The 25,568-nt window shown below is 61.9% G+C and carries 28 protein-coding genes; 2 read left to right on the forward strand and 26 right to left on the reverse strand.

The features are described from left to right. Positions 1 to 57: 57 nt before the first annotated feature. The 5 genes from ACIPIJ_RS14765 to ACIPIJ_RS14785 are packed head-to-tail and all read right to left on the reverse strand — an operon-like array spanning position 58 to position 3,938. The gene (locus ACIPIJ_RS14765; protein ID WP_401077670.1) at positions 58 to 690 is read right to left on the reverse strand and encodes an SCO family protein; all 633 of its coding nucleotides are present in this window, start codon (positions 688 to 690) and stop codon (positions 58 to 60) included. After that, on the reverse strand, positions 687 to 1,580 hold the full coding sequence (cyoE, locus tag ACIPIJ_RS14770; RefSeq protein ID WP_401077671.1) for a heme o synthase: 894 nt from the start codon (positions 1,578 to 1,580) through the stop codon (positions 687 to 689). The genes ACIPIJ_RS14765 and cyoE overlap by 4 nt, the downstream gene beginning before the upstream one ends. Continuing rightward, positions 1,565 to 2,638, reverse strand: coding sequence for a heme A synthase (locus tag ACIPIJ_RS14775; protein WP_401077672.1), 1,074 nt, complete (start codon positions 2,636 to 2,638; stop codon positions 1,565 to 1,567). Before ACIPIJ_RS14775 ends, cyoE begins: the two co-directional genes overlap by 16 nt. 9 nt (positions 2,639 to 2,647) lie before the next feature. Continuing rightward, positions 2,648 to 3,232 (reverse strand): hypothetical protein, encoded by a 585-nt coding sequence (locus tag ACIPIJ_RS14780; protein WP_401077673.1) that lies wholly within the window; start codon positions 3,230 to 3,232, stop codon positions 2,648 to 2,650. After that, entirely contained in the window at positions 3,198 to 3,938 is a 741-nt protein-coding gene (locus ACIPIJ_RS14785) for an SURF1 family protein (protein WP_401077675.1), read from the reverse strand. The genes ACIPIJ_RS14780 and ACIPIJ_RS14785 overlap by 35 nt, the downstream gene beginning before the upstream one ends. Positions 3,939 to 3,989: 51 nt before the next feature. Here ACIPIJ_RS14785 and ACIPIJ_RS14790 point away from each other — a divergent pair, with 51 nt between their 5' ends. Beyond that, positions 3,990 to 4,193 carry a twin transmembrane helix small protein gene (locus ACIPIJ_RS14790; protein WP_233692285.1) on the forward strand — a complete coding sequence of 68 codons (204 nt, stop codon included), beginning with the start codon at positions 3,990 to 3,992 and terminating at the stop codon, positions 4,191 to 4,193. Here ACIPIJ_RS14790 and ACIPIJ_RS14795 read toward each other — a convergent pair whose 3' ends face one another. The 4 genes from ACIPIJ_RS14795 to coxB are packed head-to-tail and all read right to left on the reverse strand — an operon-like array spanning position 4,194 to position 8,435. Continuing rightward, a complete protein-coding gene (locus ACIPIJ_RS14795) occupies positions 4,194 to 5,081 on the reverse strand; it encodes a cytochrome c oxidase subunit 3 (RefSeq protein WP_401077676.1) in 888 nt (295 codons plus the stop codon). It lies immediately after the preceding gene. Positions 5,082 to 5,097: 16 nt separating this feature from the next. Next, complete coding sequence (locus ACIPIJ_RS14800) at positions 5,098 to 5,664, reverse strand: cytochrome c oxidase assembly protein (RefSeq protein ID WP_401077678.1); 567 nt, start codon at positions 5,662 to 5,664, stop codon at positions 5,098 to 5,100. Between the two features lie 10 nt (positions 5,665 to 5,674). Continuing rightward, entirely contained in the window at positions 5,675 to 7,264 is a 1,590-nt protein-coding gene (gene ctaD / locus ACIPIJ_RS14805; protein WP_346642550.1) for a cytochrome c oxidase subunit I, read from the reverse strand. A gap of 43 nt (positions 7,265 to 7,307) precedes the next feature. After that, the gene (gene coxB, locus ACIPIJ_RS14810) at positions 7,308 to 8,435 is read right to left on the reverse strand and encodes a cytochrome c oxidase subunit II (protein WP_401077680.1); all 1,128 of its coding nucleotides are present in this window, start codon (positions 8,433 to 8,435) and stop codon (positions 7,308 to 7,310) included. Between the two features lie 369 nt (positions 8,436 to 8,804). On the opposite strand from coxB, the gene ACIPIJ_RS14815 reads away from it, so the two are divergent. Continuing rightward, on the forward strand, positions 8,805 to 9,446 hold the full coding sequence (locus tag ACIPIJ_RS14815; RefSeq protein WP_401077682.1) for a hypothetical protein: 642 nt from the start codon (positions 8,805 to 8,807) through the stop codon (positions 9,444 to 9,446). 68 nt (positions 9,447 to 9,514) lie between these two features. On the opposite strand, the gene ACIPIJ_RS14820 is transcribed toward ACIPIJ_RS14815, so the two are convergent. The 17 genes from ACIPIJ_RS14820 to ACIPIJ_RS14900 form a co-directional block, all read right to left on the reverse strand. Then, the gene (locus tag ACIPIJ_RS14820) at positions 9,515 to 11,047 is read right to left on the reverse strand and encodes a SulP family inorganic anion transporter (RefSeq protein WP_401077684.1); all 1,533 of its coding nucleotides are present in this window, start codon (positions 11,045 to 11,047) and stop codon (positions 9,515 to 9,517) included. 192 nt (positions 11,048 to 11,239) lie between these two features. Further along, complete coding sequence (locus ACIPIJ_RS14825; RefSeq protein ID WP_012312070.1) at positions 11,240 to 11,959, reverse strand: carbonic anhydrase; 720 nt, start codon at positions 11,957 to 11,959, stop codon at positions 11,240 to 11,242. Positions 11,960 to 12,244: 285 nt separating this feature from the next. Beyond that, the gene (gene traF, locus ACIPIJ_RS14830; RefSeq protein WP_401077686.1) at positions 12,245 to 12,784 is read right to left on the reverse strand and encodes a conjugative transfer signal peptidase TraF; all 540 of its coding nucleotides are present in this window, start codon (positions 12,782 to 12,784) and stop codon (positions 12,245 to 12,247) included. Continuing rightward, positions 12,781 to 14,619 carry a type IV secretory system conjugative DNA transfer family protein gene (locus ACIPIJ_RS14835; RefSeq protein WP_401077687.1) on the reverse strand — a complete coding sequence of 613 codons (1,839 nt, stop codon included), beginning with the start codon at positions 14,617 to 14,619 and terminating at the stop codon, positions 12,781 to 12,783. The genes traF and ACIPIJ_RS14835 overlap by 4 nt, the downstream gene beginning before the upstream one ends. A gap of 44 nt (positions 14,620 to 14,663) precedes the next feature. Beyond that, entirely contained in the window at positions 14,664 to 15,203 is a 540-nt protein-coding gene (locus ACIPIJ_RS14840) for an IncP plasmid survival protein KfrC family protein (protein WP_401077689.1), read from the reverse strand. A gap of 11 nt (positions 15,204 to 15,214) precedes the next feature. Then, positions 15,215 to 15,985, reverse strand: a complete 771-nt coding sequence (locus ACIPIJ_RS14845) for a TraX family protein (RefSeq protein ID WP_401077690.1) — start codon at positions 15,983 to 15,985, stop codon at positions 15,215 to 15,217. Continuing rightward, complete coding sequence (locus tag ACIPIJ_RS14850) at positions 15,982 to 17,679, reverse strand: phospholipase effector Tle1 domain-containing protein (protein WP_401077692.1); 1,698 nt, start codon at positions 17,677 to 17,679, stop codon at positions 15,982 to 15,984. The genes ACIPIJ_RS14845 and ACIPIJ_RS14850 overlap by 4 nt, the downstream gene beginning before the upstream one ends. Positions 17,680 to 17,753: 74 nt before the next feature. Further along, positions 17,754 to 18,380: a hypothetical protein gene (locus ACIPIJ_RS14855; protein ID WP_401077694.1), complete on the reverse strand. Its 627-nt coding sequence runs from the start codon at positions 18,378 to 18,380 to the stop codon at positions 17,754 to 17,756. Between the two features lie 306 nt (positions 18,381 to 18,686). Beyond that, on the reverse strand, positions 18,687 to 19,313 hold the full coding sequence (locus ACIPIJ_RS14860; protein WP_401077695.1) for a hypothetical protein: 627 nt from the start codon (positions 19,311 to 19,313) through the stop codon (positions 18,687 to 18,689). 82 nt (positions 19,314 to 19,395) lie between these two features. Next, a complete protein-coding gene (locus tag ACIPIJ_RS14865) occupies positions 19,396 to 19,854 on the reverse strand; it encodes a hypothetical protein (RefSeq protein WP_401077696.1) in 459 nt (152 codons plus the stop codon). Positions 19,855 to 20,145: 291 nt separating this feature from the next. After that, entirely contained in the window at positions 20,146 to 20,604 is a 459-nt protein-coding gene (locus ACIPIJ_RS14870) for a hypothetical protein (RefSeq protein WP_401077698.1), read from the reverse strand. A 224-nt stretch (positions 20,605 to 20,828) separates the two neighbouring features. Continuing rightward, complete coding sequence (locus ACIPIJ_RS14875; protein WP_401077700.1) at positions 20,829 to 21,389, reverse strand: hypothetical protein; 561 nt, start codon at positions 21,387 to 21,389, stop codon at positions 20,829 to 20,831. 14 nt (positions 21,390 to 21,403) lie between these two features. Then, entirely contained in the window at positions 21,404 to 23,095 is a 1,692-nt protein-coding gene (locus tag ACIPIJ_RS14880) for a phospholipase effector Tle1 domain-containing protein (RefSeq protein ID WP_401077702.1), read from the reverse strand. Positions 23,096 to 23,123: 28 nt separating this feature from the next. Next, on the reverse strand, positions 23,124 to 23,576 hold the full coding sequence (locus tag ACIPIJ_RS14885; RefSeq protein ID WP_401077703.1) for a hypothetical protein: 453 nt from the start codon (positions 23,574 to 23,576) through the stop codon (positions 23,124 to 23,126). Positions 23,577 to 23,927: 351 nt separating this feature from the next. Then, the gene (locus ACIPIJ_RS14890; RefSeq protein WP_401077704.1) at positions 23,928 to 24,548 is read right to left on the reverse strand and encodes a hypothetical protein; all 621 of its coding nucleotides are present in this window, start codon (positions 24,546 to 24,548) and stop codon (positions 23,928 to 23,930) included. Between the two features lie 100 nt (positions 24,549 to 24,648). After that, positions 24,649 to 25,254, reverse strand: coding sequence for a transglycosylase SLT domain-containing protein (locus ACIPIJ_RS14895; RefSeq protein WP_401077705.1), 606 nt, complete (start codon positions 25,252 to 25,254; stop codon positions 24,649 to 24,651). An 11-nt stretch (positions 25,255 to 25,265) separates the two neighbouring features. Next, a complete protein-coding gene (locus tag ACIPIJ_RS14900) occupies positions 25,266 to 25,568 on the reverse strand; it encodes a TrbM/KikA/MpfK family conjugal transfer protein (RefSeq protein ID WP_401077707.1) in 303 nt (100 codons plus the stop codon).

Raw genomic sequence — 25,568 nt, forward strand, 5'->3', positions numbered from 1 at the left:
CCTCAGTATTGCGTTGCCCCCATCGCCGGCCTGCCGGCGATGCTTTTTAGCAGCTAATCAATCCCGCTTCACAAGCCCAGGCAACTGCGCCACCAGCTTCTGGTTATTGAACGGCGCACGAATGAACCCGCGCTGACGGCCATCCGGCCCGACAATCGCCAGGTTGCCGCTATGGTCCACCGTATACCCCGGCTTGCTGGTATCTGCCGGAATGAACGGAATGCTCAAGGCATTGGCCAGTTTCTGGGTGTCTTCGATCGACCCCGCCACGCCGACGAAATCCTTGTCGAAATAGCCCAGGTACTGCTTGAGCTGGTTTGGCGTGTCGCGGTTCGGGTCAACGCTCACCAACACCACCTGCAGGCGGTCGATGGCCTCCTTGGGCAGCTCGCTCTTCACCTGACGCAACTGGGCCAGTGTGGTCGGGCAGATGTCCGGGCAGTAGGTGTAGCCGAAGAACAGCAGCGACCACTTGCCCTTGAGGTCATCCAGCTGCACCGGCTGGCCATCCTGGTTGGTCATGGTCACGTCCGCCACGGTGCGGCTCTGCGGCAGCAGGATGATGCCGGCGTCGATCAGCTCGGTCGGGTTGAGCGAATCGCGGCCGTTAAGCACCTTGTTGACGGTCAGGCCCATGATCAACGCGACCAGGGCAACGAGGATGAAGACGGTTTTCTGGGTTCGGGTCATAGGTTCAGCAACAGATAGTGGTCAACGAGCAACGCGATGAACAGCGCGAACAGGTAGCCGATAGAGTACTTGAAGGTGCCGATCGCCGCATGCGGCCGGCTGCCACGGTACAACACCCAGGCCCATTGCAGGAAGCGCAGGCCCAGGGCGAGCGCGCAGGCCAGGTACAGCGGGCCACTCATGTGGATGGCGTAGGGCAGCAAGCTCACTGCCAGCAGTATCAGGGTGTAGAGCAGGATATGCAGCTTGGTGTAGCGCTCACCGTGGGTCACCGGCAGCATCGGGATATCGGCCTTGGCGTATTCCTCTTTGCGGTGGATGGCCAGGGCCCAGAAGTGCGGCGGGGTCCAGGCGAAGATGATAAGCACCAGCAGCAGGGGTTCGGCACTGACATGGCCGCTCACCGCCACCCAACCCAGCAGCGGCGGGGCCGCACCCGCCAGGCCGCCGATGACGATGTTCTGCGGCGTCGCACGCTTGAGAAAGCCGGTGTAGAGCACCGCATAACCGAGCAGCGATGCCAGGGTCAGCCAGGCGGTGAGGGCATTGGTGAACACCAGCAGCAGGGCCATGCCCAGCAACGCCAGGGCGAGGGCGAACAACAACGCCGGCAGCGGCTCGACCCGCCCCTGGGCCAGTGGCCGCTTGTGGGTACGCGCCATCAGCGCATCGATGCGCCGGTCGACCACATGGTTGACCGTCGCCGCACCGCCCGCACACAAGGCGATACCCAGGTTGCCGAACAGCAGCACGCTCCAGGCCACCCCGGCACGGGTCGCCAGGAACATGCCCACCAGCGAAGTGATCAGCATCAGCACCACGACCTTGGGTTTGGTCAGCTCCAGATAGTCGCGCCAACCGGCACGCCGGGCAGTCAGAAGCGTCGCCACGAATCATTCCTCATGTGATGGGACACGCCAACGCCGGTCAGCGGTGTCAGGCGCCAGCCATGGCCGACACGTACCTTGTCGACCACGCGGATGCGGTAGTTCACCAGCACCATGCTCAACAGCAACAGCGCGCCACCCGCGTTATGCGCCACGGCAACCGCCAGCGGCAGATGCAACACCACGTTGCTGATGCCCAGGCCTATCTGCAGCGCCAACGCCAGCAGCACCAGCCGCCCCAGGCCAGGCAGGCCACAGCGGTGCAGCTTCCAGCTGAGCATCAGCAATACGCAGGTAACCAGCAGCGCACCCAAGCGATGGCTGATATGGATGGCGGTGCGCGCGTCGCTGTCCAACTGCCCACCCAGGTAATTGGGGCCGACGTGTTGGGTGAGGTGGAAACCATTACTGAAGTCGGCAGCAGGCCACCACTGGCCATGGCAGGTAGGCAGGTCGATGCAGGCAACCGCTGCGTAGTTGGCGCTGACCCAGCCGCCCAGGGCGATCTGCCCGACCACCACCAGCAACGCCAACGCAGCGATCCTGCGCAGGCTCAGCGGCAGCTTGGGCAACGGCGCAAAGGCCCGGGATAGACGCAGGGATAGCAGGAACAGCAGGCTTAGGGTGGTGAAGCCGCCGAGCAGGTGCGCGGTGACCACTTGCGGCCACAGCTTCAGGGTTACCGTCCACATGCCGAACGCCGCCTGGGCCAGCACCACGCCCAGCAACACGACCGGCAGGCGGTAGGGCTGGCCGTCGCGGGCATGCCGCCGCACGGCATGGAAGGCGAGCAAGGCAATCACCAGGGCGAGCGTCCCGGCAAAGTAGCGGTGCATCATCTCGGCCCAGCCTTTGGCTGTTTCCACCGGGTGCTCCGGGAAGTGCAGCTCGGCATGGGCCAGCTGGGCATCGGTTTTCGGCACGCTGATGAAACCATAGCAGCCCGGCCAGTCGGGGCAGCCCAGGCCGGCATGGGTCAGGCGGGTGTAGGCACCGAGCAGCACGACCAGCAGCGCCAGCAGGGTGGCGAACACAGCAAGGCGGAATCCGGGTCTGGCCATGGCAGGCTCCTAGCCGATGTTGGACAGCTTGAGCAGGTGGCGCAGGTCATCCAGCACATGCTTGCCGTTGACCTTGCCGTCGTAGCGCAGCACCAGGTTGCCGTGCGGATCGACGATCCACAGCTGCGGGGCGAGTTCGCCAATTTTCTGGATATACCGCTGTGCATCCAGCGGGTAGCGCTGCAGCTGCGGGTATTCACGGCCCAGCAGGGCCTGATAGTCACCGCTCAAGGGCTGCGCAGCGGCCAAAGCGTGGCTGGCACGGCTGGCATCCCGGCCCAGGCCGACCTGGATCTGCCGGGCCAGGTACACCAGCCGCTGGCAGTCTTGGGCACAGGCCTCAGGGGCGCTGACCAGCAACTGCCAACGCGCGTCCTCGCCGGTGATGCCGATATCGCTGCGGCGCTCGCCGTTGCCGATCATCGCGCCGTGGTAGCTGCGGCCTTCCGGCACCCAGAACTTGAGCTTGTACATGCTGGTGGCCAGGATCATCGGGCCAAGCACCACCAGCAGAATCAGGATCAGCTGCAAACGCCCGCGGGCTCTGGGTTTGCGACGTTCAGGCAGTTCCAGTGGAGTGGTGGCGGTGGCCATTGGGTTTCTCCTTTTTGTGGTGCCAGCCAAAGTAGAGGTAGAGCAGCACCAGGGCGGTGGCCAGGGCAAACCACTGCATGGCATAACCCAGGTGTTTTTCCGGGCTCATCGCGACGACCGGCCAGTCCAGGCGGTAGGTCGCAGGGCCCGGCTGCAGGCGCAGCTCGTGGGCGTAGCCGTCACGCGCGAGTTGTTGCCATAACGCTGTGGGGTTTACGGCGGTCAGCAAGTGCGGCCACTGGCCGCCGACCGGGTCGGCGTGCAGCTGGAAGGTGCTGCCCGGCGCTACGTACACCGAGGCGTCCAAGGCCAGGGCTTGTGCCGGGGTGTCGAACGCTACCGGGACACGGCGGTCGGGCCACGCCAGCCAACCACGGTTGACCAGCAGCCACAGGCCGCTGGGCTGGTCGTGGAAGGGCTGCAGCAGCTCGACACCGGCCTGGCCATCGCGCATGCGGTTGTCCAGCAGCACGCTGTGCTCGGCGTCGAAGTGGCCATACAGGTGCACGCGGCGGAAGGCGGCATCGTCGCTTTGCTGCAGTTGGGCAGTGGAAAGGGGAGCGTCTACGCTGCGCTCGGCATAGCTCGCCAGCAGCGCGCGCTTTTGATCGGCACGGCCCAATTGCCAGCAGCCAAGCGCAATCAGCCCCGGCAGCAGCGCAAGCACTACCAGGGTCGGTACCCAGCCTGGGCGAAACGGCCTCACGGGCGCCTCGCTATACTTATCCACATCACCGCATCCCCCCGGAGGAGCGCCATGCTCAAGGCCGCGATTGTCCTGATGCTGTTGGCCACGGTTGCCAGTCTGTTCAGTGGCCTGGTGTTTCTGGTCAAGGACGATGAAAACTCGACCCGCCTGCTCAAGGCACTGACCGTGCGTGTCACCCTGGCGGCCCTGACCATAGGGCTAGTGGCCTGGGGCCTCATCAGTGGCCAGCTGGTGTCTCACGCACCGTTCTGATCACAACACATACACAAAGATGAACAGGCCCACCCACACCACATCGACAAAATGCCAGTACCAGCTGGCCGCCTCGAAGCCGAAGTGTTTGTCGGCGTTGAAATGCCCGCGCAGGATGCGCACGAACATGACGATCAGGATGATCGTACCCAACGTCACATGGGCACCGTGGAAGCCGGTGAGCATGAAGAACGTCGCGCCGTAGATCCCCGACCCGAGGGTCAGCCCCAGCTTGGTGTAGGCCTCGTAGTATTCGAAGGCCTGCAGCGCAATGAAGCTGATACCCAGGATGATGGTCAGTGCCATCCACAGCTTCAGCTGGCCGCGGTGGTCACGCCGCAGCGCGTGGTGGGCGATGGTGATGGTCACGCTGGAGCTGACCAGCAAAATGGTGTTGATCAGCGGCAGGTGCCAGGGGTCGATGACTTCCTTGGGCGGCGGGAACAGTTTGGGATCTGGCGTATTCAGCAGCGGCCAGGTGAACTCGAAGCTCGGCCAGAGCATGTGCGCGACACCCTTTGCCCCTTCGCCACCCAGCCATGGCCCGGCCAGTACGCGCACGTAGAACAGCGCGCCGAAGAAGGCCATGAAGAACATCACCTCGGAGAAGATGAACCAGCTCATGCCCCAGCGGAACGAGCGGTCCAGCTGCGAGCTGTACAAGCCGGCGCGGCTCTCTTTCACCACCGCCCCGAACCAGCCGAACAGCATGTACGCCAGGAACAACGCCCCGACAAAGAAAATCAGCGGCCCGTGGGAATCAGGGTGGCCGGCCTTGAGGTCGTTGAACCAGGTGCCCAGGCCGAACACGGTGATGAACATGCCAATGGTGGCGATGATCGGCCACTTGCTCTGCGCCGGAACGTAATAGTGCTCATGACTTGCCATTGCTGTTCTCCTTCCCTTAACGGGCGCCCTGAACGTCCTGGGCCGCGATATGCGCGACCGGCGGGTGGCGAGCGGTGATGTCGAACAAGGTGTAGGCCAGTGTCAGGTGCTTCACGCCGGCCGGTAGGTCGCGGTCGACGATGAAGCGCACGGGCATCTCGATGCGTTCGCCGGGCTGCAGCACCTGCTGGGTAAAGCAGAAGCACTCGGTCTTGTGGAAATACGCCGCGGCCTCGGCCGGGGTGATGCTGGGTATGGCCTGGGCGCTCATCGGCCGGTCGGTCGGGTTATGGGCAATGAAGATCATCTGATTGACCGCCCCGGGGTTGACCTCGAGCTGGTCGGCAGTGGAATAGAAGTCCCAGACCATGTCGCTGGCATTGGTTGACATGAACTGCACCCGCACCGAGCGCGTCGGGTCGCTGACCTGGCTGCCTTCGTACTGCCCGCCGGTCTTGCCGTTGATACCGAAGGCCTTGCACATCACGTCATAGATCGGCACCAGCGCGAAGCCGAAGGCGAACATCACCACGGTCAGCATCAGCAGGCGCAGCACCAGGCGTTTGAGCGGTTGGCCGGTCATGGGCGGTTTCCTATTTCACTTCCGGTGGCGTCTGGAAGGTGTGATACGGCGCCGGTGACGGAATCGACCACTCCAGCCCCTCGGCGCCATCCCAGGGTTTGGCCGGGGCAGGCGCGCCGCCGCGGATGCACTTGATGACGATGAACAGGAAGAAGATCTGCGTGGCGCCGAACATGAAGGCACCGATCGACGACACCATGTTGAAGTCGGCGAACTGCAGGTTGTAGTCGGGGATACGCCGCGGCATGCCGGCCAATCCCACGAAGTGCATGGGGAAGAACGCCATGTTCATGCCGACGAACGACAGCCAGAAATGCAGCTTGCCAAGGGTTTCGTCGTACATGTGGCCAGTCCACTTCGGCAGCCAGTAGTAGGCCGAGGCGAAGATGCCGAAAATCGCCCCCGGTACCAGCACGTAGTGGAAATGCGCCACTACGAAGTAAGTGTCGTGGTACTGGAAGTCGGCCGGGGCGATCGCCAGCATCAGGCCGGAGAAGCCGCCGATGGTGAACAGGATGACGAAAGCAATGGCGAACAGCATCGGCGTCTCGAAGGTCAGCGAGCCCTCCCACATGGTGCTGACCCAATTGAATACTTTCACCCCGGTCGGCACGGCAATCAGCATGGTCGCGTACATGAAGAACAGCTCGCCCACCACCGGGATGCCGACCACGAACATGTGGTGCGCCCAGACGATGAACGACAGGAAGGCGATCGCACCGGTGGCGTAGACCATCGAGGTGTAGCCGAATAGCGGCTTGCGCGAGAACGCCGGGATGATCGAACTGACCGCACCGAAGGCCGGCAGGATCATGATGTACACCTCGGGGTGGCCGAAGAACCAGAACACGTGCTGGAACAGCACCGGGTCGCCGCCACCAGCCGCGCTGAAGAAGCTGGTGCCGAAGTGGATGTCCATCAGCATCATGGTCACCACCCCGGCCAGCACCGGCATTACCGCAATCAGCAGGAAGGCGGTGATCAGCCAGGTCCAGACGAACAGCGGCATTTTCATCAGGGTCATGCCCGGCGCGCGCAGGTTGAGGATGGTGGCGATCACGTTGATCGCGCCCATGATCGAACTGATGCCCATCAGGTGGATGGCAAAGATGAAGAAGGTCACGCTGGCGGGCGCGTAGGTGGTCGACAGCGGGGCGTAGAAGGTCCAGCCGAAGTTGGGGCCGCCGCCCGGGCTGAACAGGGTGGAGACCAGCAGCAGGAACGCCGCCGGCAACAGCCAGAAGCTGAAGTTGTTCATCCGCGGCAGGGCCATGTCGGGTGCGCCGATCATCAGCGGGATCATCCAGTTGGCCAGGCCGACGAAGGCCGGCATCACCGCGCCGAACACCATGATCAGGCCGTGCATGGTGGTCATCTGGTTGAAGAACGCCGGCTCCACGATCTGCAGCCCCGGCTGGAACAGTTCGGCGCGGATCACCATGGCGAACGAGCCGCCGAGCAGGAACATGATGAAGCTGAACCACAGGTACATCGTGCCGATGTCCTTGTGGTTGGTGGTCAGCACCCAGCGCATCAGGCCCTTCGCTGGGCCGTGCGCATGCTCATGGCCGTGGGCGTGGTCGTCGATCACTGCACTCATGTCCTGTCTCCTGCAATCCGCTGACTGCCGCGAGTAACCCGGTTCATTGCGCTTCTGCCTGCTTGAGCGCCAGCACGTCCTTCGGCGTGACCATGTCGCCTTTGTTGTTGCCCCAGGCATTGCGCTCGTAGGTGACCACGGCGGCGATGTCGACTTCCGAGAGCTGCTTGCCGAAGGCGGCCATGGCGGTACCGGGCTTGCCGTGGAAGACGATGCCCAGGTGGCCTTCCTTCGGCCCGGTGGCGATTTTCGAGCCCTTGAGCGCCGGGAACATGGGTGGCAGGCCCTGGCCCTCGGCCTGGTGACAGGCCACGCAGGTGGTGTGGTAGACCTTGTCTCCGCGCTCGACCAGCTCTTCGAGGGTCCATTCCTTGCTGGTCAGTTCCTTGAGCTTGGCCGCCTCGGCCTTGCGCTCACCCAGCCAGGTGTCGTAGTCGGCCTTGGACTTGACCTCGACCACCACCGGCATGAACCCATGGTCCTTGCCGCACAGCTCGGTGCACTGGCCGCGGTAGATGCCGGGCTTCTCGATGCGCGTCCAGGCTTCGTTGACGAAGCCTGGGATGGCGTCGCGCTTGACCGCAAAGGCCGGTACCCACCAGGAATGGATGACGTCGGCGGCGGTGACCAGGAAGCGCACTTTGGCGCCCACCGGCAGTACCAGCGGCTGGTCGACTTCGAGCAGGTAGTGCTCGTCCTTGGGTGCCTTGTTGTGGATCTGGTCGGCGGGGGTGGCGAGGTTGCTGAAGAACTCCACGTCCTGGCCCAGGTACTTGTAGTGCCACTTCCATTGGTAGCCGGTGACCTGGATGTCGATGTCCGACTCGCTGGCGTCGTAGATGTCGATCAGGGTCTTGGTAGCCGGAATGGCCATGACCACGAGGATGAGGAACGGGACCACCGTCCACATGATTTCCACCCAGGTATGCTCGTGGAAATGCGCGGCCTGCTGGCCGGTGGAGCGCCGGTGGACGACCATGGACCAGAACATCGCACCGAACACCACGATGCCGATGATCACGCAGATCCAGAAAATGGTCATGTGCAGGTCGAACACGGCGTTGGAGACTTCCGTCGCCCCCGGTGCCATGTTCACCGTCCAGGCGGCGTTGGCCTGACCGAAAACCGACCACAACAGGAGGCCCATCCAGACATGTGGATGTCGCATCATTGCGGGTTCCCCTTCTAATTCTTGTTGTCCCGGAGGCGTGGCCTGCGGCAAGAGGGAACGGCGGTCAAGACTGCCTGGCTTCGACGACCGAGCCCCTGCGAAAAGCAGTCGGGCCTCATCAACGAATCACGTTCAACCCGAGTATAGACAGCGACCAATGGCACGCAACGGCGCGGGTGAAATGAACTTCACGAAAACGCGAAATAGCCGGTAAAGCCCATTCTAGATAGGGCGTGGCATAATAGTGGCGCCAACATATAGCCAAGAGCGCACACGTTTGCGCGGTTTATAACAAATACGTCTTAGGTATTCTGTATACCGAGCTAATTTAGTGTCTTCCGTTTGAAACGTCTTGTCCCTGGAGTTGTCATGAACATCGCAGCTGTACGCGAGCAAATTAGCCAAGCCCACGATCACGAGAGCCGTACCGGCCAACTGAAAGCGCGTCTCGAGGCCCAACTGCCCCACCTGCACCCCTCGATCCAACTGCCTGAGCAGGACGCCCAGGGTACTTTGGCGCGCTTCGTCAGCGCTTACATCGACCAGGTTCCGGAGTTGCTGGAGGCTGCCCATGCGGTGGCGCTAGAGGCCGGCATCGAGTCGCAGATCAAACCTGTCCTAAAGATTGCCGAAGAGTACTTCCTGCAGCCGCCTGCGGTGATGGAGGGGCATGTGGGCGTGGACTGCCTGCTGGATGAAGCCTACCTGGCGCATCGCCTAGTGGAGGAAGTGAACGACCTGTACATCCGCCACTTCCAGCAGCCGCTGATCCCTTTCAATACCACCGTGGCAAACCTGATTGCCCATCAACTGATTGGCGAGTCGTTTGCCAACCAGCTGGATGAGGTGGTGCACCATTCGGTGGATGAGATGCTGAATGAAGAGAGCTTCGCGGCAGAATCGGTGGAGGCCTATCGCGGTACCTTGAGCAGCCCCGAGACCGGCGCGGCGTGGAAGCGCTGGCCGTGCTTGTCGCGCCAGCTGGGTGTGGAGCTGGGCCAACTGGCCTGAACCCAGCATTGATGCTGCCTGAGCGGCCCCCGCGAAGAGGCCCGCTCAGGCGACAAAACGGTTAAGCACTATGCTCCAACCCCTGCCGTGGTCCGCATCCGCCCCTCGATCCGCCGCTTCAGCCGGCGCTGCTCGATCAGCAACCGCGAGCCATGCGCCGCATTGCTCCGCCCCCAATCTTCGAGCAATTCCAGGCACGAGTGGTCGATGTAGCTGAGGTTGCTCAGCGGCACATGCAAGGTGGTGCCTGCCGGCACGGTATCGAGCACCTGGGTCAGGGCCGGCACCTTGAGGAAGGTTGCCGCACCGCTCAGGCGCAGCTCCATGTGCCCAGGCTTGTGCAGGCTTACCAGGTTGATCTTCAGCCGCGCCGCCTTGAAGGCCAGCTTCAGCAAGGTCAGTGCAAAGCCCAGCAGCACACCGGTCAGCAGGTCGGTGAAGATGATCGCCAGCGCGGTGGCCGCGTAGGTGAACATCGGCATGCGGCCATAGCGGCCCAGGCCACGAAACGCCTTGAAGTCCACCAGCTTGATGCCGGTGTACACCAGCACGCCCGCAAGGCTCGCCACTGGGATCTGTTGCAGCACGCTGCTCAACACCACCACGAACGCCAGCAACCACAGGCCATGAAGAACCGCCGAGGCCCGCGTCTGCGCGCCCGCTTGCACATTGGCGGAGCTGCGCACGATCACACCCGTCATCGGCAGGGCACCCAGCACGCCGCAGAGCATGTTACCGATACCTTGCGCCGACAGTTCACGGTCGAAGTCCGAACGCTGGCCGCTGTGCATGCGGTCCACGGCAGCAGCCGACAACAGCGTTTCGGCACTGGCGATGAAGGCCAGGGCAAATGCAGCCACGAGCAGGGTCGGGTCGGCCAATTTCAGCAAGTCATCGGGGCGAATCCAGTCGATGGCCTGGGAAAGGTCCGCCGGCACCTGTACGCGGTTGACCGGCAGGGCCAGCCACATGGCGATGATCGTCATGCTCGCCACGCCCAGCAGGGCGCCGGGGATGAAGCGCAGCCGCTGCGGGCGAAAACGCTCCCACGCCCACATCATGGCGATGGTACCAAGCCCGAGCGCACCGGCTTGCCAGCCGGAACCTGCGCTTTCCAGCGGCAGGGCCGAGGCCAGGGTCGCAGGGAACGCCAGCAGGTTCTGCATGCCCGACGGTTGCGGCGCGGTGTCGAACATCACATGCACCTGGGACAACACGATCAGCACGCCAATGCCGGCCAGCATGCCGTACACCACCGCCGGCGCAGTCACCCGGAACCAGCAGCCCAGGCGCAGGCGCCCAGCCAGCAGTTGCAGCAGCCCCGCCAACAACAGGATCGGCCCGAGCATGGCCACGCCATGCTGGCGCACCAGCTCGAATACCAGCACCGCCAAGCCTGCGGCTGGGCCGCTGACCTGCAGCGGCGAGCCCGCCAGAAAGCCCACCACGACACCGCCAATGATGCCGGTGATCAGGCCTTTGGCCGGGGGCATGCCTGAAGCGATCGCGATGCCCATGCACAACGGCAGGGCGACCAGGAAGACCACCACCGACGCCAGCAACTCACGCGGCAGGGCCGCTTTCAACTGTGTAATGTTCACCGTGTTTCTCCTTTCTCAGTCACACGGCCATTCCCCTGGCCGTGGGCACGTTTGGCCCCTGACGAACGCGCAGGCGCGGGCCGCCAGCGAGCACGCCGGCAGGGCAGTCAGGGAATTCAAGGCAGCAGATGGCCGCGCCACACCCGTGTAGGGTGCATCCGGCTATCAAGGTTCTAGCGGTGGAAGGGTCGCTTAGTAGCGGCCTCTCGGGGTGGCGCAGGGTACCGGCTCACCGGCGGCCAAGGGCATGAAGCTGTCGCTGGCGGCGTCGTAGGCTTCGATCCTGCTGGTCTCGATGTCGTAGACCCAGCCATGGATGTACAACTCACCCGCCGCCAGGCGCGAAGCCACCGATGGGTGGGTGCGCAAGTGGTGCAGCTGGGCGATGACGTTTTCACGGGTCAGCACCTGCATGGTTTCGTGCTCGCTGCCGCAGGAGCAGTTGTTCTCGACCACGGTGCGTGCCACTTCGGCATGGCGCAACCAGGCGGACACGGTCGGCATCTTGGCCAGCGATTGCGGGTTGAGCACCGCACGCATGGCGCCACAGTCGGAGTGGCCACAGATGATGATGTGGTGCACGCCCAGCGCTGACACGGCGTATTCGATGGCGCTGGAAACGCCACCGTTCATCTGGCCATATGGCGGTACCACGTTACCGACGTTACGGGTCACGAACAGGTCGCCTGGCGAGCTCTGGGTGATCAGCTCGGGAACGATCCGCGAGTCGGCGCAGGTGATGAACATGGCGCGCGGTGTTTGCGCGGTGGCGAGCTTCTTGAACAGCTCTTGCTGCTCGGGGAAGACGTCATGGTGAAAGCGCAGGAAGCCGTCGACGATGTGCTTGAGGGCGGCATCGGCGCTCTCCGCGGGGGCCTGCGGAACGACCTTGGATGGGTCCTTGACGGGCATGATTCATCCTCTTGACGGTGTGTAGGTAAATCCATTTTACCGGTGAAAGATTCTGGCTATGCGAGGAATTAGATGACACGCACAGGCCATAGATCACAGTCTTCGTGGACTGGTTTCCTACGCTAGCGGGGAAAACTTAACTGAAACTTAATTCGGAGGCTCTAGAACGGGTGTTCCAGATATAAAAGGCGGGAACTGAATAATAGCAAAAAACCATCAACTGCCAAGTACCATTACTGTAATTATTCGCTGGCATGAGTGGTACTGGGGTTGGAGTGCCCCGGCTTACCGGGGCGTGCGGTTCCACACCAGCCAAGGCCGGACCACCTCGTCCAGCTGCGCCTGCGGCACAGCGCCGAAGTAGCGGCCATCGAACGACAGACGGCTGTAATCGGAGAGCATTAGCACCTCGCCATTACCCAGGCGAAATTGCGCCGACGACGGATGCGGCATGCTGCGCCCACTGGGGTCCTGCGGCAACGGCTGGCTGCGCACCTGCAGCTGCCCGTTGACGCTCACGCCCTCGGCGGCGATCAGCACCTCGTCGCCCGGTACCGCGACCAGGCGCTTGATCATACGCATGTAGCCCCCCGGGCAGGGCCCACTGCTCAGGTAACCGCGCGTATGGGCCAGGTCGAACACCGGCTGCTGGGGCGGGCAGAACATGACCAGATCGCCTTTTTCCGGTGCTTTGTCGACCACCCAGTAGATGCCCGGCGGGAAGCTGCTGGTGATGTTGATCCGGGCGCCGCTGCGCAACAGCAGCGGCAGCACCAGCAAGGCCAGGATGGCCAGCATCGCGGCCACGCTCAGCGGTCGTTTCATGCAGGTGTCGCCGTGCCAGGTATGTCGATGGTGCGGTCGCTTTCACGCGGCGCGGGCACCTTGGCGCGGGCCAGGAAGATCGGGTCCTGGAAGTACAGCGGCTGCTTGCCGTAGAACGCCGGGTAACCGGCGCAGTACACCACCATGTCGCCGGCTTCCTCGATATTGCCCTGGCTGTCCTTGCGCGGGCCGGGCATGCGCAGGGCCTCGTCGGTGGTCAGCAGCGGCCGCTGCACTTCCTGGATGGTCCGCGACACCTGGCCCAGCAGCGCACTGGAGCGGCGCCCGCTGGTGGTGATCTGCTCCTTGACGATGGTGGTCTGCCCGGTGAGCTTGGACAGGTGCTCCGCCGTCTCCACGCGGTTCGGCGGGTAGGCGTTCTGGATATGGCAGTTGGAGGTGATGCTCTCGTTCTGCCCGTAGAATTCCTGCAGCTGCGACAAGTCCTGGATGATCAGGTAGCACTTGATGCCGTAACCGGCAACGAAGGCCAGCGACTCCTGCATGATGTCCAGCTTGCCCAGGCTCGGGAACTCGTCGAGCATCATCAGCAGGCGGTGCTTGTAGTGCGCTTTGGGCCGGCCGTCCTCGAAGTCCATCTTGTCGGCCAGCAGGCGAACGATCATGTTCACCAGGATCCGCACCAGCGGGCGCAGGCGCGCCTTGTCGTTGGGCTGGGTGATGATGAACAGGCTGACCGGGTCGTCGTGGTTCATCAGGTCACGGATCTTGAATTCCGAGCGGGCGACGTTGCGCGCCACGATCGGGTCGCGGAACAACGACAGGTACGATTTGGCGGTGGACAACACCGAGCCTGCCTCTTCCGCCGGACGGTCGAGCATGTCGCGCGCGGCAGAACCCACCAGCGGGTGGTTCTCGCCGTCGAGGTGGCCGTAGTGGGTCATTTCCTCCCAGAGCTCGCTGATTGGCCGCGAAGGGTCGGCGAGCATGGCGTCCAGCGCTGGCAGGCTGGCGAACCCGCCTTCGTCCTGCGCGCGATAGCACAGGTGCAGGATGCAGCCGACCAGCATGGCCTGCGAGGTCTTCTGCCAGTGGTCATTCAGGCCTTTACCGTCCGGGTCGACGATCAGGGTGGCGAGGTTTTGCACGTCGCCCACCTCGAACTCGGTGCCCAGGCGGATTTCTTCCAGCGGGTTCCAGCCCACGCAGCCATTGGCCGTGGCCGGCTCGAAGCGCAGCACCCGGTTACCGGCATGCTGCTGCCGCCAGCCGGCGGTCAACGCCCACAGCTCGCCCTTGAGGTCGGTGATCACCGCGCTGTGCTTCCACGACAGCAAGGTCGGGATCACCAGGCCTACGCCTTTACCGCTGCGGGTCGGGGCGAAGGTGAGGATGTGCTCGGGGCCGTTGTGGCGCAGGTAATGCAGCTTGTTGCGCTTGTCCAGCCAGGCACCGACGTACACGCCCTCGTCGGCCAGCAGGCCGGCGCTTTCGATGTCCTTGCGCTCGCCCCAGCGCGCCGAGCCGTGCAGGAACGCATTGCCTTTGGCGCTGTTGCTGTTGATCAGGCGGATGACCATCAAGGCCATCATGCCCACGCCACTGACCAGCATGCCAAGGGAACCTGCGCGCATCAGCGAGTCCTGGTACTGGCCCGACCAGTTGGCCGCCCACACGAGGATCATCCAGGGCGCGTAGACGCCGTTCAGGTTGGCCCCCAGCGCTGCGTGGTACTGGAACAGGTAGGCGAAGTACTGGGTGGCGGTGGCAAGGCCCGCCAGCAGGAAGAAGATCGCCAGCAAAGCCTGCCAGGTACTGCCGCTGCTGCGCTGGCCACCGCGTATCTGCGGACCGACGGCGTTGTTGTGTTTCATGGGTTCGCTCCGTGAACGAAGGAATGGAAAGTGAGAGTTCTGGTTCAGGGCGATGAGGTGCGCGAACGCCCGAGCTCCTGGGCCTGGCTGCGCCGCTGCGCCTCGGTCAGGGAGCGCTCGGCCTGACGCTGCAGGCTCCACTGTTCGGCAAGCTCGGGCTGTTCGGCGCGCAGCTTGCGCACCGCCAGCTCTTCGAGCAGCGGAGTGTACAGGCCCATGCCGTGGTGCAGGTCCTGCACCCGCTCCAGGCGCAATTGCAGCTGCTGCAGGCGCGCCTGGCAACGCTGGTTGGCCTGGTCCCAGGCCGCGCGAGTGGATGGCAAGGCAATCCAGCCAGGGCGCTGGGCCAGGTTTTGTTGCAGTTGCGCCTGCTGGCGATCTACCAGGCCTTCCAGGCGCTGCTCAAGGGCGGCGCACTGGTCGGCCTTCTGCTCGACGTATTCGCCCAACGCCTGGTTGTACCGCGCCTGCACCGAGCCGCCCTCAAGCAGGGCCATCTGCTCGGCAGCCAACGCCTGCGCCTGGGCTTCGAGGCCAAGCCCGTCGTCACCGTGCGGGAGCTTCACTTTCTTCGAATCGTCCATGGGCTCGTGCTTCATATCAGGAAGAGGTAACCGGCCTTGGCCATCGGGATGCGGATCAGCAACAGCGCCACCAGGTGCAAGGGGTAATAGGCATAGAACAACCAGCGCCAGCGCGGCAGCTTCGGCTGCAACCACCCGGCTGCCAGCAGCAAGGGCAGGGCGGCGAGCGCCCAGGCATTGCCGTTGATCGGTGATAACGCCGCCAACGAGAGCGCGGCCCCGACAGCCGCTACAAGGTTCGGGCGCCGCACGTACCACCCCACGCACAGCCCCAGCAGCACAGCTGGCCACCAGAACTCGACCAAGGCTCCGCCGACCACGAACACACTCAGAGCCACAGCCCAGTAAAGCGGTTGCCCCGCCGACGCGCGCTCACAAGCGGCAGTCGCCAGGGTAATCACCAGCAGGGTGAACAGGATGTTCAACGGGTAGCCGCCATACAGCAGCCCGCCCAGGGCGATGAAAGGTGGCGTCGCCAATACGCCGAACAGGCACAGCCGCAGCGCGGTGCGGCGGTAGGCGCCGTTTGCCCCCGCACCCGGGCGCGCCAGGTTGTAGGCCAGTACCACCACGAACAAAGGCATCGCCAGCCGCCCCGCCTCGAACAGGTAAGGCAGGGTCTCGTTGAACAGGTACTTGTTCACGTGGTCGCCGGTCATCAACAACAACGCCAGCCATTTCAATGCCTCCAGGGCACCGTCGGCCAGTCGCAGGCGAGGCAGGGCGAACGCAGGCTGCCCTAGCCGCGCTGCAGCCGCACCGGCCACATGAGGCTCACTCACCGGCGCATCGCCTGGGACAGGCCCACGTCCAGCTCCAGCTTCGGCGCCAGGTCGCGGGCCACTTCACCAATACCTTTCTCATTGACGATCGCGGTGCTCTTGCCCACCTGGAAGTTGCGGCTGGGGTCGACGTCGCGGCGGTCATGGATGACGAACTGATCGGTCTGGCCGACCTTCTGCAGGATGTGGTGCTCGTCCATGCCGACGACCATCCCGCTGGTGGCCTTGCGCCCGGTTTGCGAGGCTTCGCCGATGCTGGCCGAGGGGTTCAGGCCGCGGGCTTTCTCTTCCATGGCTTTGAACGAGTCGCTGCGCTCTTGGGCCAGGGTATCTTGCTGTTGGCCTTGCTTGAGGTCCTTGGGGACTGGCACGGGTTGCAGGTTCAGACTACTGATGAAGCTCTGGTCTGGCCGCGAACCTGTCATGGTGTTCGCCATGTCTTGGCCTTGCTGAATGGCGGCTTCGCGGTACTTCGCCAACTCCTGTTCGAACGAGTCTTCTGCACGTGCTTCCTGACGTTCGGAACGGTTGCGCATCCCAAGGTACTCAGAGGCCCGGTCCTTGAGCTGCGTACCCTTTTCAGCGAACCAATTGCCTACCGATTCGGCGCCCCTCTGCACGCCACTTTTGCTCAGTGAGTTGTCGTTCTCGAAAATGACTCCCCGCCCATTTGTCTGGTGGTCGAACGGCCGAGCCTGTCGATCGAAAACATTGATCGTCCCCCGTTCCATCGGGAACGGTGTGTTGTCCACCACCTGGAAGGAGCCATCAACGCCACGGGTGAAAGCGTCCTTGCCATTGACCAACCGTGAATCAATCAGCGCTTCCTGGACCTTCTCCGGGCTTTTGATCACATCGTTGTACTGGTCGATGCGCTGCACGTCATCCCGCTGCATCGGCTTCATTTCGATGCCAGCTGATTGCAGGCGGTCGTACATTACCGCCAGCGGCCCGGCCGCCAGCACATCATCCTTGTAACCGCCGCCAACCTGCGAATGGGCGCCTGGGAACTTCAACTCCTCAATACGCGAGTTGTCGTCGTTGCGCAGTGCGCTGGTCAAGCGGAAGGTGTCGCGGTACTCATTCGCCGCCACAAGATGGGTGGTCGAGTCGACGTTCTTGCCCACCTCCAGGTTCTTGCCCAGGTGCGTATCCGACATCGCGTTGCCATAGGAGGCCACCGTATCGAAAATGCCCAGCTTGTTTACATGGGCCTGGCCTGGGGGAATCAGGAAATCGCCGGTGGCCTTGCCCTGATCATCCAGCTTCGGTACGCCGCGCTCGATGAATTCGTTGGCCAGCGCACGGGACTGCGCGGCACCGCGGCTGAAGCCGACGATGTTTACGTCGACCTTTTGGTCCGGGTACTTGTTGTGGAAAGCCACAATTGAGTCGTACGCCTGGTCGATACGCTCCTGGCCACCCAGCCCGGTGCCGCCCTCAAGGGCAGAACGAGCGGATGTTTTAGCCTGGCTGCCAACGCCGTCGAAGTAGACCTTTTCCGATTGACCGGAGCGCTCCTGGGCATCGTACTGTTGCGGAGCATGCCCTGAGTTACGCGCCAGATTTGTGCCTTTGGCCGTATCCAGCTCGAACAGTCGGGCTACGTTGGTTTGCGTGCCCTCAGGCGTATTCAGGTCTTTGTTGTTGCCGGTGCCGTCGAAATACACCGTGAAGCGCAATGCATCGCCCATGTCATATCCCTATGAATTGCTACGTGGGTAAGGCGGAAATTATCTGCCGGCGCGGTGCCGCGCCGACGCCCCCCTCAGGAGCTTTTTTTGTTCAAGGTCACGATCAGGTCATGCACACCATCACCGGCGGCGCCGATGTACGCTTTGTAGAACTCCTTGCCCTTGAGCAACAATGGCGAGCCACTCAGCGAATCAGCCGCTGCATCCACCGCTGCGCCACCAAAATCTTCTCCCATCCGCTCGACGCTGCGTGTGCGGGCAGACGCATCGTCATAGGGCTTCTGATACCAGCTGGCTACCTGGTACTCGACCCCTTCCTTTTCGAACTGGGTGTTCAGATGAGTAGCCAGGGCAATCAACGACTCGCGCATCAATGTCGGATCGACGTCCTGAGCTTTCATGAACGCTTCCACACGCACCTGTGCTGCCGCAATCAGGTCTGCATGGGTATAGCCCTGCATCGGCGGGAAAACCCCATCAGGCAGTTTCATGCCAGGGGTATAAGGTTTGTACTGCCCTTGATTGTCTTGCATGGAAAACTCCTTGGCTTGAAGCGCAGATGAGGTGGCAGGCAGGAGTACGCAGGCTCCCAGCACGAGGGGTACGAGCGCGCTCAGGCGCAACCGCGACCAGAAGCCCTTGGCGCGGCATGAGCCGTTTTCGGCAACGGGGGCGCTCACACCGAAAGTTTTACCGTTCAATCTCTCTCTCCCTGCATCCGCCTAGCGGCGGGTCCTTGTTTGATGGGATGACGCGGCCTAGGCCAGCTAGCGAGGTTCGAAGAATACCGAGAAACTTGTGGCCAGGGGCCACTAGGCGGTTCAATTGCACCAGCCATGATCTCTGTCACTCAACGCCGCATGACACTGACCACTTCGGCACCAAGCTCCAACTTAGGGGGCAAGGTTACGGGCCTGGTCGGCGATGCCTTTGTCATGCACGATCGCGGTGCTCTTGCCCACCTGGAAGTTGCGGCCGGGGTCGACATCGCGGCGGTCATGGATAACTCAGGTGCCGGGTTTGTTAAGGGTTTCAATCAGGTTCTGGACGCCCAGACCGGCGCTTTGCAGGTAGCTGCGCTGGAAATCCCGACTCATGTTGCCCAATGGCGATTTGATCAGCGCATCGCCGGCGGCACGAATGGTGAGTGCGTTGAACTCCTTGGCCATTGCTTTGACGCTCTCGGTACGAACCGAAGGGTCGTTATATGGCTTCTGGTACCAGGTCGAAATCTGGTGGTCCACATCGTTTGCCTGGTAGGCAGCGGTCAGGTGGTTGAACAGGTCTAAAAGAGACTCGCGGGCAAGCGTCGGTTCGATGTTGTTGTCCTTGAACACCTTGTCGACACTCTGGCACGCGGCCGTGGCCAATTCCTGGTTGGTGTAGCCCTTCATGGGAGGGAACACACCTTCGGGCAGGTTGGTATCGGCTGCGCTGGATGGGTTCTGGCCTTGTTTGCCTTGCATGGAAATCTCCTTGGCTTGAAGCGCAGATGAAGTGGCAGGCAGGAGTACACAGGCTCCCAGCGCGAGAGGTATGAGCGCGATGAGGCGCAGTCGCGACCAGAGGCCCCTGGTGCGGCAATAGGCGTTGCCGTTGATGGATGCGTTCGCACCGATGGTTTTACCGTTCAATCTCTCTCCCTGCCTCCGCCACGCGGCGGTTCCTTGTTCAGTGTCGTTGCGCAGCCAGAGCCGCTTTGGGTGAATCGAAGAATCAGGAATTCTGCTTGTTGAGGGTTACGATCAGATCGTGGACCCCGTCACCGGCACCATTGATGAAGGCGCTCAGGAAAGCGTCGCTCTTGTGCAGCAGTGGGGAGCCCTTCAACGAGTCGCCCGCTGCACGGATGGCGAGCGCACCAAAGCTTTCGCCCATGGCAGAAACGCTTTGTGCGCGTGCAGCAGGGTCGTCGTACGGTTTCTTGAACCAGGTTGCAATCTGGTATTCGACGTTTTGCGACTGGAAGGCTCGGTTCAGATGATCGGCCAAGGCGAAGAGCGTTTCTTTGGCCAGCGTCGGATCGACGTCATTGGCTTTCAGCACGGCCTCAACCCGCTTGCCGGCCGCCTCGATCAGGTCCTCGTGGGTGTAACCCTGCATCGGCGCAAAGACACCATCGGGCAACTTCATGCCAGGAGTATAAGGTTGGTACTGGCCTTGATTGTCTTGCATGGAAATCTCCTTGGCTTGAAGCGGGGAAGCAGTGGCAGGTAGGAGCAGGCAGGCCCCGAGCACGAGGGGAGCGAACGCCCCCATGCGTAGCCACGCCTCTGCGCCACGGGTACGCCGTGGGGCATTGCTGGCAGAAGGTGCGCGGGCACCGGCAGTTTTACCGTTCAATCTGTCTCTCCCTGCAGACGCCTAGCGGCGGAGCCTTGTTTGTTCGGGGCACGGAGTTGTCCACTTCATGCGGGTCGGAGGATATCGGCAATCCTGCGGCCAAGGGCCAGTACTCGGTACGGTTCAAGACTCGGCCTTGCTCAAGGTGACAACCAGGTTGTAGACACCATCTCCGGCACTTCTGCTGAGGCGGGCGAGGTAATCATCGCTCTTGCTCAAGAGTGGAGAACCGCGAAACGACTGGTCGGTTGCGCGTATCGCCATAGCCCCCAGGCTTTCTGCTACCTGGTCAAAGAACTTGGCGCGTTCGGCCGGATCATCCTTGGTTTCCTGGTTCAACTTGGCCAATCGATACTCGACCAGTTTTCCTTCCAGTTCTTGATTGAACTTGCCGGCCAGCGCGAACAGCGTTTCCTTTATAAGCGTCGGGTCGACACTGTCAGCCTTCAGAATGGCTTCGACAGGTTTGGCTGCAGCCTCGATCAAATCTGCGTGTGTATATCCCTGCATCGGTGGGTACACACCATCAGGCAGCTTCATGCCAGGCTTGTAGGGTTGGTACTGACCTTGACTGTCTGGCATGGGAAGCTCCTTGGCATGGGCTGGAGGAGTGGTCGAGAAAAGCGTGCACGCTGCCAGTACCAGGGGTACGAGCGAGCCGACGCGCAGTCGCGAGGTAGCTGCCTTGCAGTAGCGCGCAGCTTTGTCGGCTGGACGGGCGTCTGTTCCGAGAGTTGTTCCTTTCAATTTGTTTCTCCCTGCTGCCACCTCAAGGCGGCATATAAAGTCATCAGACCGGTGGGCCCTCATGCGCCCTTTCGGTTCAACGTCACGATCAGGTCGTGTACACCATCGCCTGCCGCACCGATCAGGTCCGTACAGAATTCGCGACCTTTATAAAGCAATGGCGAGCCCTCCAGGGAGTCCGCCGCGCCATCGACGGCGACACCGCCAAAGTGCTCGCCCAGCCGCTCGACACTGCGCTGACGCGCCGCAGGGTCATCGTATGGTTTCTGATACCAGCTGGAGATCTGATACTCAGCGCCTTCTTTCTCGAGGCTAGTATTCAGATGGGTAGCCAGCGCAATCAAAGACTCGCGGATCAATGTCGGGTCAACCTTCTGAGCCTTGAGGAACGCTTCCACGCGCACCTGGGCTGCAGCGATCAGGTCGCCATGGGTGTAGCCCTGCATTGGGGGGAACACACCGTCAGGCAGGTTCATGCCAGGTTTGTAGGGTTCGTACTTGCCCTGCTGGTCTTGCCCGAAAAACGCCTTGGCATGGGCTGGGGAAGCCAGGCCAGGCAGAAGCAAAGAGGCGCCCAGTGCGAGCGTAACGAGCCGCGTTGTCCGGCAAAGTTTGGTCATACGCTGAATCTCCCTCACCTACGCATCGCCTGGGGCAAGCCCATATCCAGTTCCAGCTTCGGCGCAGCAGTGCGAGCCACCTCGCCGATACCCTTTTCATTGACGATCGCGGTGCTCTTGCCCACCTGGAAGTTGCGGCCGGGGTCGACATCGCGGCGGTCATGGATGACGAACTGATCGGTCTGCCCGACCTTCTGCAAGATGTGATGCTCATCCATGTCGACGACCATACCGCTGATGGCCTTGCGTCCGGTTTGCGAGGCTTCGCCGATGCTGGCCGACGGGTTGAGGCCGCGGGCCTTTTCTTCCATGGCCTTGAATGAGTCGCTGCGATGTTGGCTCTGGCTGTCTTGCGACACACCAGAGGTCCGACCGGGCAGCGGAGCGTCCTGAAGTTTCAAGCTGTGAAGATAATCCTGGCTTGGCCTGGATCCGGATAGAGAGGTGGTCATCTCTGTCACCTGCGCCTGAGCGTTGCGCTGTTGTTTCTCAAGCTTTGCCTTGAACCCACCTACTTCATGTTCCACGGATTCCTGCTGGGTCGTGGTGTTGGCAAACCAAGACGACGGACTCTTGATCTTCTCTCCAACTTCGGCGAACCATTCTCCAATTTTCTCGGCCGTTCGCTGGATCCCAAGCTTGCTGAGTGAGTTGTCGTTCTCGAAGAGCACCTTGCGGCCACTGACCTCGTGTTCGAACGGCCGGCTTTGCCGGTCATCACTCTTGAATGTACCGCGCTCCATTGCAAAGGGTTTGTTGTTCACCACTTCAAAAGACCCGTCGGCATTTCGCTTGAATGCGTCCCTGCCTTCTGCGAGCCGAGAATCGATCAACGCCTCCTGAAGCTTCTGCGGGTCCTTGATTACCGCGTTGTACTGTTCGATGCGGTACACATCCTCCTGCTGCATCGGCTTCATCTCAATGCCGGCAGATTGCAAGCGGTCGTACATGACCGCGAGGGGCCCAGCCGCCAGCACGTCGTCTTTGTACCCACCCCCAACTTGAGAATGCGCGCCTGGAAACTTCTGTTCCTCAATGCGGGAATTGTCATCGTTGCGAAGGGCGCTGGTCAGGCGGAAGGTATCGCGATACTCGTTCATCGCCACCAAGTGAGTGGTCGAATCAACATTCTTGCCGACCTCCAGATTCTTGCCCAGGTGAGTATCGGACATAGCGTTGCCGTACGAGGCGACGGTATCAAATATGCCCAGTTTATTCACATGGGCCTGGCCCGGTGGAATCAGAAACTCGCCAGTGGCGTTACCTTGCTCGTCGAGCTTGGGTACGCCGCGCTCGATGAACTCGTTGGCCAGTGCACGTGACTGCGCCGCGCCACGGCTGAAGCCGACAATATTGACATCGACTTTTTCGTCCGGGTACTTGTTGTGGAAGGCCACGATCGCATCATAGGCCTGGTCAATCCGCTCTTGACCACCGGCTCCGGTAGCGCCCTCCCAAGCGGCAGCCAACGAGTTGTTTTTCTGGCTGCCTACGCCGTCGAAGTAAACCTTCTCAGACTGCCCGGAGCGCTCTGCGGCATCATACTGCCTTGGAGCATGGACCGAGTTGCGCGCCAGGTTGGTGCCTAGCGCCGTGTCGAGTTCATACAAGCGCGCAACGTTTGTTTGCGTTCCTTCTGGAGTCGCCTGGTCCTTGTTGTTCGCAGTGCCATCGAAATACACCGTGAACCGTTTCAATTCAGTCATCTCATGTCCCTATGAACAACCTTACCAATCAGTTCTTGTTCAGCGAACGAATCAGGTCGCCTACGGCATTCCCTGTTGTAGTAATGAACTGGCGATAGAACTCTTCACCCTGGCTCAACAGCGGTGAGTCATCCAGGGAATCGGCCGCGGCTTTCACAGCCAAAGCACCGAATTGTTCTGCCATACCTGTCACACTGCGCTTGCGCAGGTCCGGGCTCTCGTAGGGTTTCTGGTACCACGTAGCGATCTGGTACTCGACGCCTTCTTTCTCGAATGCATTGACGAGGTGAGTATCCAATGCAATCAAGGTTTCGCGGGTAAGCCCTGGTTCGATGTTCTTTGCCTTGAGAAAGTCCTCGGTGCGCGCGTGAGCGACCGCGAGCAATTCTTTGTGGGTATACCCCGGCATCGGCGGGAAAACGCCATCAGGCAACTTCATGCCGGGGATATAGGGTTGGTACTGGCCCTTGTTGTCTTGCATGGAAATCTCCTTGGCTTGAAGCGCAGATGAAGTGGCAGGCAGGAGTACGCAGGCTCCCAGCGCGAGAGGTATGAGCGAGCCCAGGCGCAGCCACGACCAGAGGCCCCTAGTGCGGCAATAGGCGTGGCCGTTACTGGATGCGTTCGCACCGGTGCTTGTATCGTTCAATCTCTCTCCCTTCTTCCGCCATCCGGCGGTTCCTTGTTCAATGTCGTTGCGCAGCCAGAGCCGCCTTGGGTGGTCTGCTTACCTTAAGCGGTAGCCTGGTCCTTGTTGTTCCCGGTACCTTCGAAGTACACGGTGAACCGCTTGGCTTCAGTCATCTCATGTCCTTATGAACAACTGCAGTGATCAGTGCTTGTTCAATGAAAGAATCAGTTCGCTTACCGCGTCCCCTGACTCACTCATGAAGTCGCCATAAAATGCTTTGCCCTGAAGCAAAAGCTGCGAACCATCCAAGGAGTCGGCTGCTGCCTCCAAAGCCAAGGCGCCGAACTGTTCAGCCATGTTGTCGACACTGCGCTTGCGCAGGTCCGGGCTGTCGTAGGGTTTCTGGTACCACGTAGCGATCTGGTACTCGACGCCTTCTTTCTCGAATGCATTAACGAGGTGAGTATCCAATGCAATCAGGGTTTCGCGGATAAGCCCTGGTTCGATGTTCTTTGCCTTGAGAAAGTCCTCGGTGCGCGCGTGAGCGGCCGCGAGCAGTTCTTTGTGGGTATAACCCGGCATCGGCGGGAAAACGCCATCGGGCAACTTCATGCCGGAGGTATAGGGTTGGTACTGGCCCTTGTTGTCTTGCATGGAAATCTCCTTGGCGTGAAGCGCAGATGAAGTTAGAGGCAGGAGCACGCACGCGCCCAGCACGAGAGGAACGAGCGAGCTCAGGCGCAGCCGTGACCAGAAGCTCTTGGCACCGCGCGGGGCGTTGGCGACGGTAGGTGAGCTCGCCACCATGGTTGTACTGATCAATCTCTGCTCTCCCTCATCCGCCTCACGGCGGGGTCCGTGTTGATGTCGTAGCACGTGTTTGCCCCCTCGCATGGACCGAAGAATACCTGATTGGTATCCATTACCTGCTCCCCATCACCAAGCCGCGAGGGACATATCCTGACGTTGCGGCGGGCTGCGTTGTGACCGGTTCCTTCACAATGGCCGCCTTGACCGCCGAGGCCGCTTCAACAGCCGCCGCCGGAACTTCGCTGGGCACGCCGGAGAACACCGCCCCCTGCGCCACCTGCTGGGTGGCAAAGCGTTCATCGAGCCAGTCGGCCCACCAAGCGGCACGGCGCATCACCTGCTGGCGGTAGCGGGCGTTGATCGCCGGGGTGCGCGAGTGGTAGTTGGCCACCCGCGTCCACAGGTCGCCGCGGTCGTTGCGCACGTGGCCGCGCAGGCGCCAGGCGGCGAGGTCATAGGAGTAGCAGCCGCCCTGTTCGACATCTTTGGGGGTGATGCCGTAGCGCGAAAGTTCACGCAGGTATGAGGTGTTGAACTGCATCGGCCCGACATCGTAGGTGCCGTTGCTGTTGCGCACCCACTGGCCCGGCTTGCCGCCCTCCTGGGCGGCCACGGCGAGCACGATGTTCACCGGCAGCTCGTATTTGACCGCCGCCATGATCGAACAGACGACAGGTTCGCTCAGGGCGGGTGGCGGAACGTCGGCAACGAAGGGCATGGGTGCGGGCCTCAGATGACCTTGCCGAACTTGTTGTTGATCGACTTGGTCGCGCTCGGGTCGGCCTTCGGGCAGCTGTCGAGGAAGGACTGGCGGGCGTTGGCGGTCTGGTTGAGCTTGATCTTGCCCTTGCGCTTCTTGACGATGTCGAAGTAGTCGGCAACCGGGCCGTCGCAGTTTTCCACCACGCCGGCGCCCTTGAGCTTGCCCCACATGCATAGCACGGTCGCGCAAGGGTCGCGGGCCTCGGCGGGGAGGGCGATGGCGAAGGTAGCGGCCAGGGCGGCCGTTGGAAGCAGTTTTGCAATGTTCAT

Origin of the sequence: Pseudomonas sp. NPDC087185, from assembly GCF_044744955.1 — a bacterium.
Lineage (GTDB): Bacteria > Pseudomonadota > Gammaproteobacteria > Pseudomonadales > Pseudomonadaceae > Aquipseudomonas.

What these genes read in the sequence shown, in the direction of transcription:
- ACIPIJ_RS14765 (WP_401077670.1), bottom strand. Translation starts at nt 690, where the DNA reads ATGACCCGAACCCAGAAAACCGTCTTCATCCTCGTTGCCCTGGTCGCG.
- ACIPIJ_RS14775 (WP_401077672.1), bottom strand. Translation starts at nt 2,638, where the DNA reads ATGGCCAGACCCGGATTCCGCCTTGCTGTGTTCGCCACCCTGCTGGCG.
- ACIPIJ_RS14780 (WP_401077673.1), bottom strand. Translation starts at nt 3,232, where the DNA reads ATGGCCACCGCCACCACTCCACTGGAACTGCCTGAACGTCGCAAACCC.
- ACIPIJ_RS14790 (WP_233692285.1), top strand. Translation starts at nt 3,990, where the DNA reads ATGCTCAAGGCCGCGATTGTCCTGATGCTGTTGGCCACGGTTGCCAGT.
- ACIPIJ_RS14795 (WP_401077676.1), bottom strand. Translation starts at nt 5,081, where the DNA reads ATGGCAAGTCATGAGCACTATTACGTTCCGGCGCAGAGCAAGTGGCCG.
- ACIPIJ_RS14800 (WP_401077678.1), bottom strand. Translation starts at nt 5,664, where the DNA reads ATGACCGGCCAACCGCTCAAACGCCTGGTGCTGCGCCTGCTGATGCTG.
- ctaD (WP_346642550.1), bottom strand. Translation starts at nt 7,264, where the DNA reads ATGAGTGCAGTGATCGACGACCACGCCCACGGCCATGAGCATGCGCAC.
- coxB (WP_401077680.1), bottom strand. Translation starts at nt 8,435, where the DNA reads ATGATGCGACATCCACATGTCTGGATGGGCCTCCTGTTGTGGTCGGTT.
- ACIPIJ_RS14815 (WP_401077682.1), top strand. Translation starts at nt 8,805, where the DNA reads ATGAACATCGCAGCTGTACGCGAGCAAATTAGCCAAGCCCACGATCAC.
- ACIPIJ_RS14825 (WP_012312070.1), bottom strand. Translation starts at nt 11,959, where the DNA reads ATGCCCGTCAAGGACCCATCCAAGGTCGTTCCGCAGGCCCCCGCGGAG.
- traF (WP_401077686.1), bottom strand. Translation starts at nt 12,784, where the DNA reads ATGAAACGACCGCTGAGCGTGGCCGCGATGCTGGCCATCCTGGCCTTG.
- ACIPIJ_RS14835 (WP_401077687.1), bottom strand. Translation starts at nt 14,619, where the DNA reads ATGAAACACAACAACGCCGTCGGTCCGCAGATACGCGGTGGCCAGCGC.
- ACIPIJ_RS14840 (WP_401077689.1), bottom strand. Translation starts at nt 15,203, where the DNA reads ATGGACGATTCGAAGAAAGTGAAGCTCCCGCACGGTGACGACGGGCTT.
- ACIPIJ_RS14850 (WP_401077692.1), bottom strand. Translation starts at nt 17,679, where the DNA reads ATGGGCGATGCATTGCGCTTCACGGTGTATTTCGACGGCACCGGCAAC.
- ACIPIJ_RS14865 (WP_401077696.1), bottom strand. Translation starts at nt 19,854, where the DNA reads ATGCAAGACAATCAAGGCCAGTACCAACCTTATACTCCTGGCATGAAG.
- ACIPIJ_RS14870 (WP_401077698.1), bottom strand. Translation starts at nt 20,604, where the DNA reads ATGCCAGACAGTCAAGGTCAGTACCAACCCTACAAGCCTGGCATGAAG.
- ACIPIJ_RS14875 (WP_401077700.1), bottom strand. Translation starts at nt 21,389, where the DNA reads ATGACCAAACTTTGCCGGACAACGCGGCTCGTTACGCTCGCACTGGGC.
- ACIPIJ_RS14880 (WP_401077702.1), bottom strand. Translation starts at nt 23,095, where the DNA reads ATGACTGAATTGAAACGGTTCACGGTGTATTTCGATGGCACTGCGAAC.
- ACIPIJ_RS14885 (WP_401077703.1), bottom strand. Translation starts at nt 23,576, where the DNA reads ATGCAAGACAACAAGGGCCAGTACCAACCCTATATCCCCGGCATGAAG.
- ACIPIJ_RS14895 (WP_401077705.1), bottom strand. Translation starts at nt 25,254, where the DNA reads ATGCCCTTCGTTGCCGACGTTCCGCCACCCGCCCTGAGCGAACCTGTC.
- ACIPIJ_RS14900 (WP_401077707.1), bottom strand. Translation starts at nt 25,568, where the DNA reads ATGAACATTGCAAAACTGCTTCCAACGGCCGCCCTGGCCGCTACCTTC.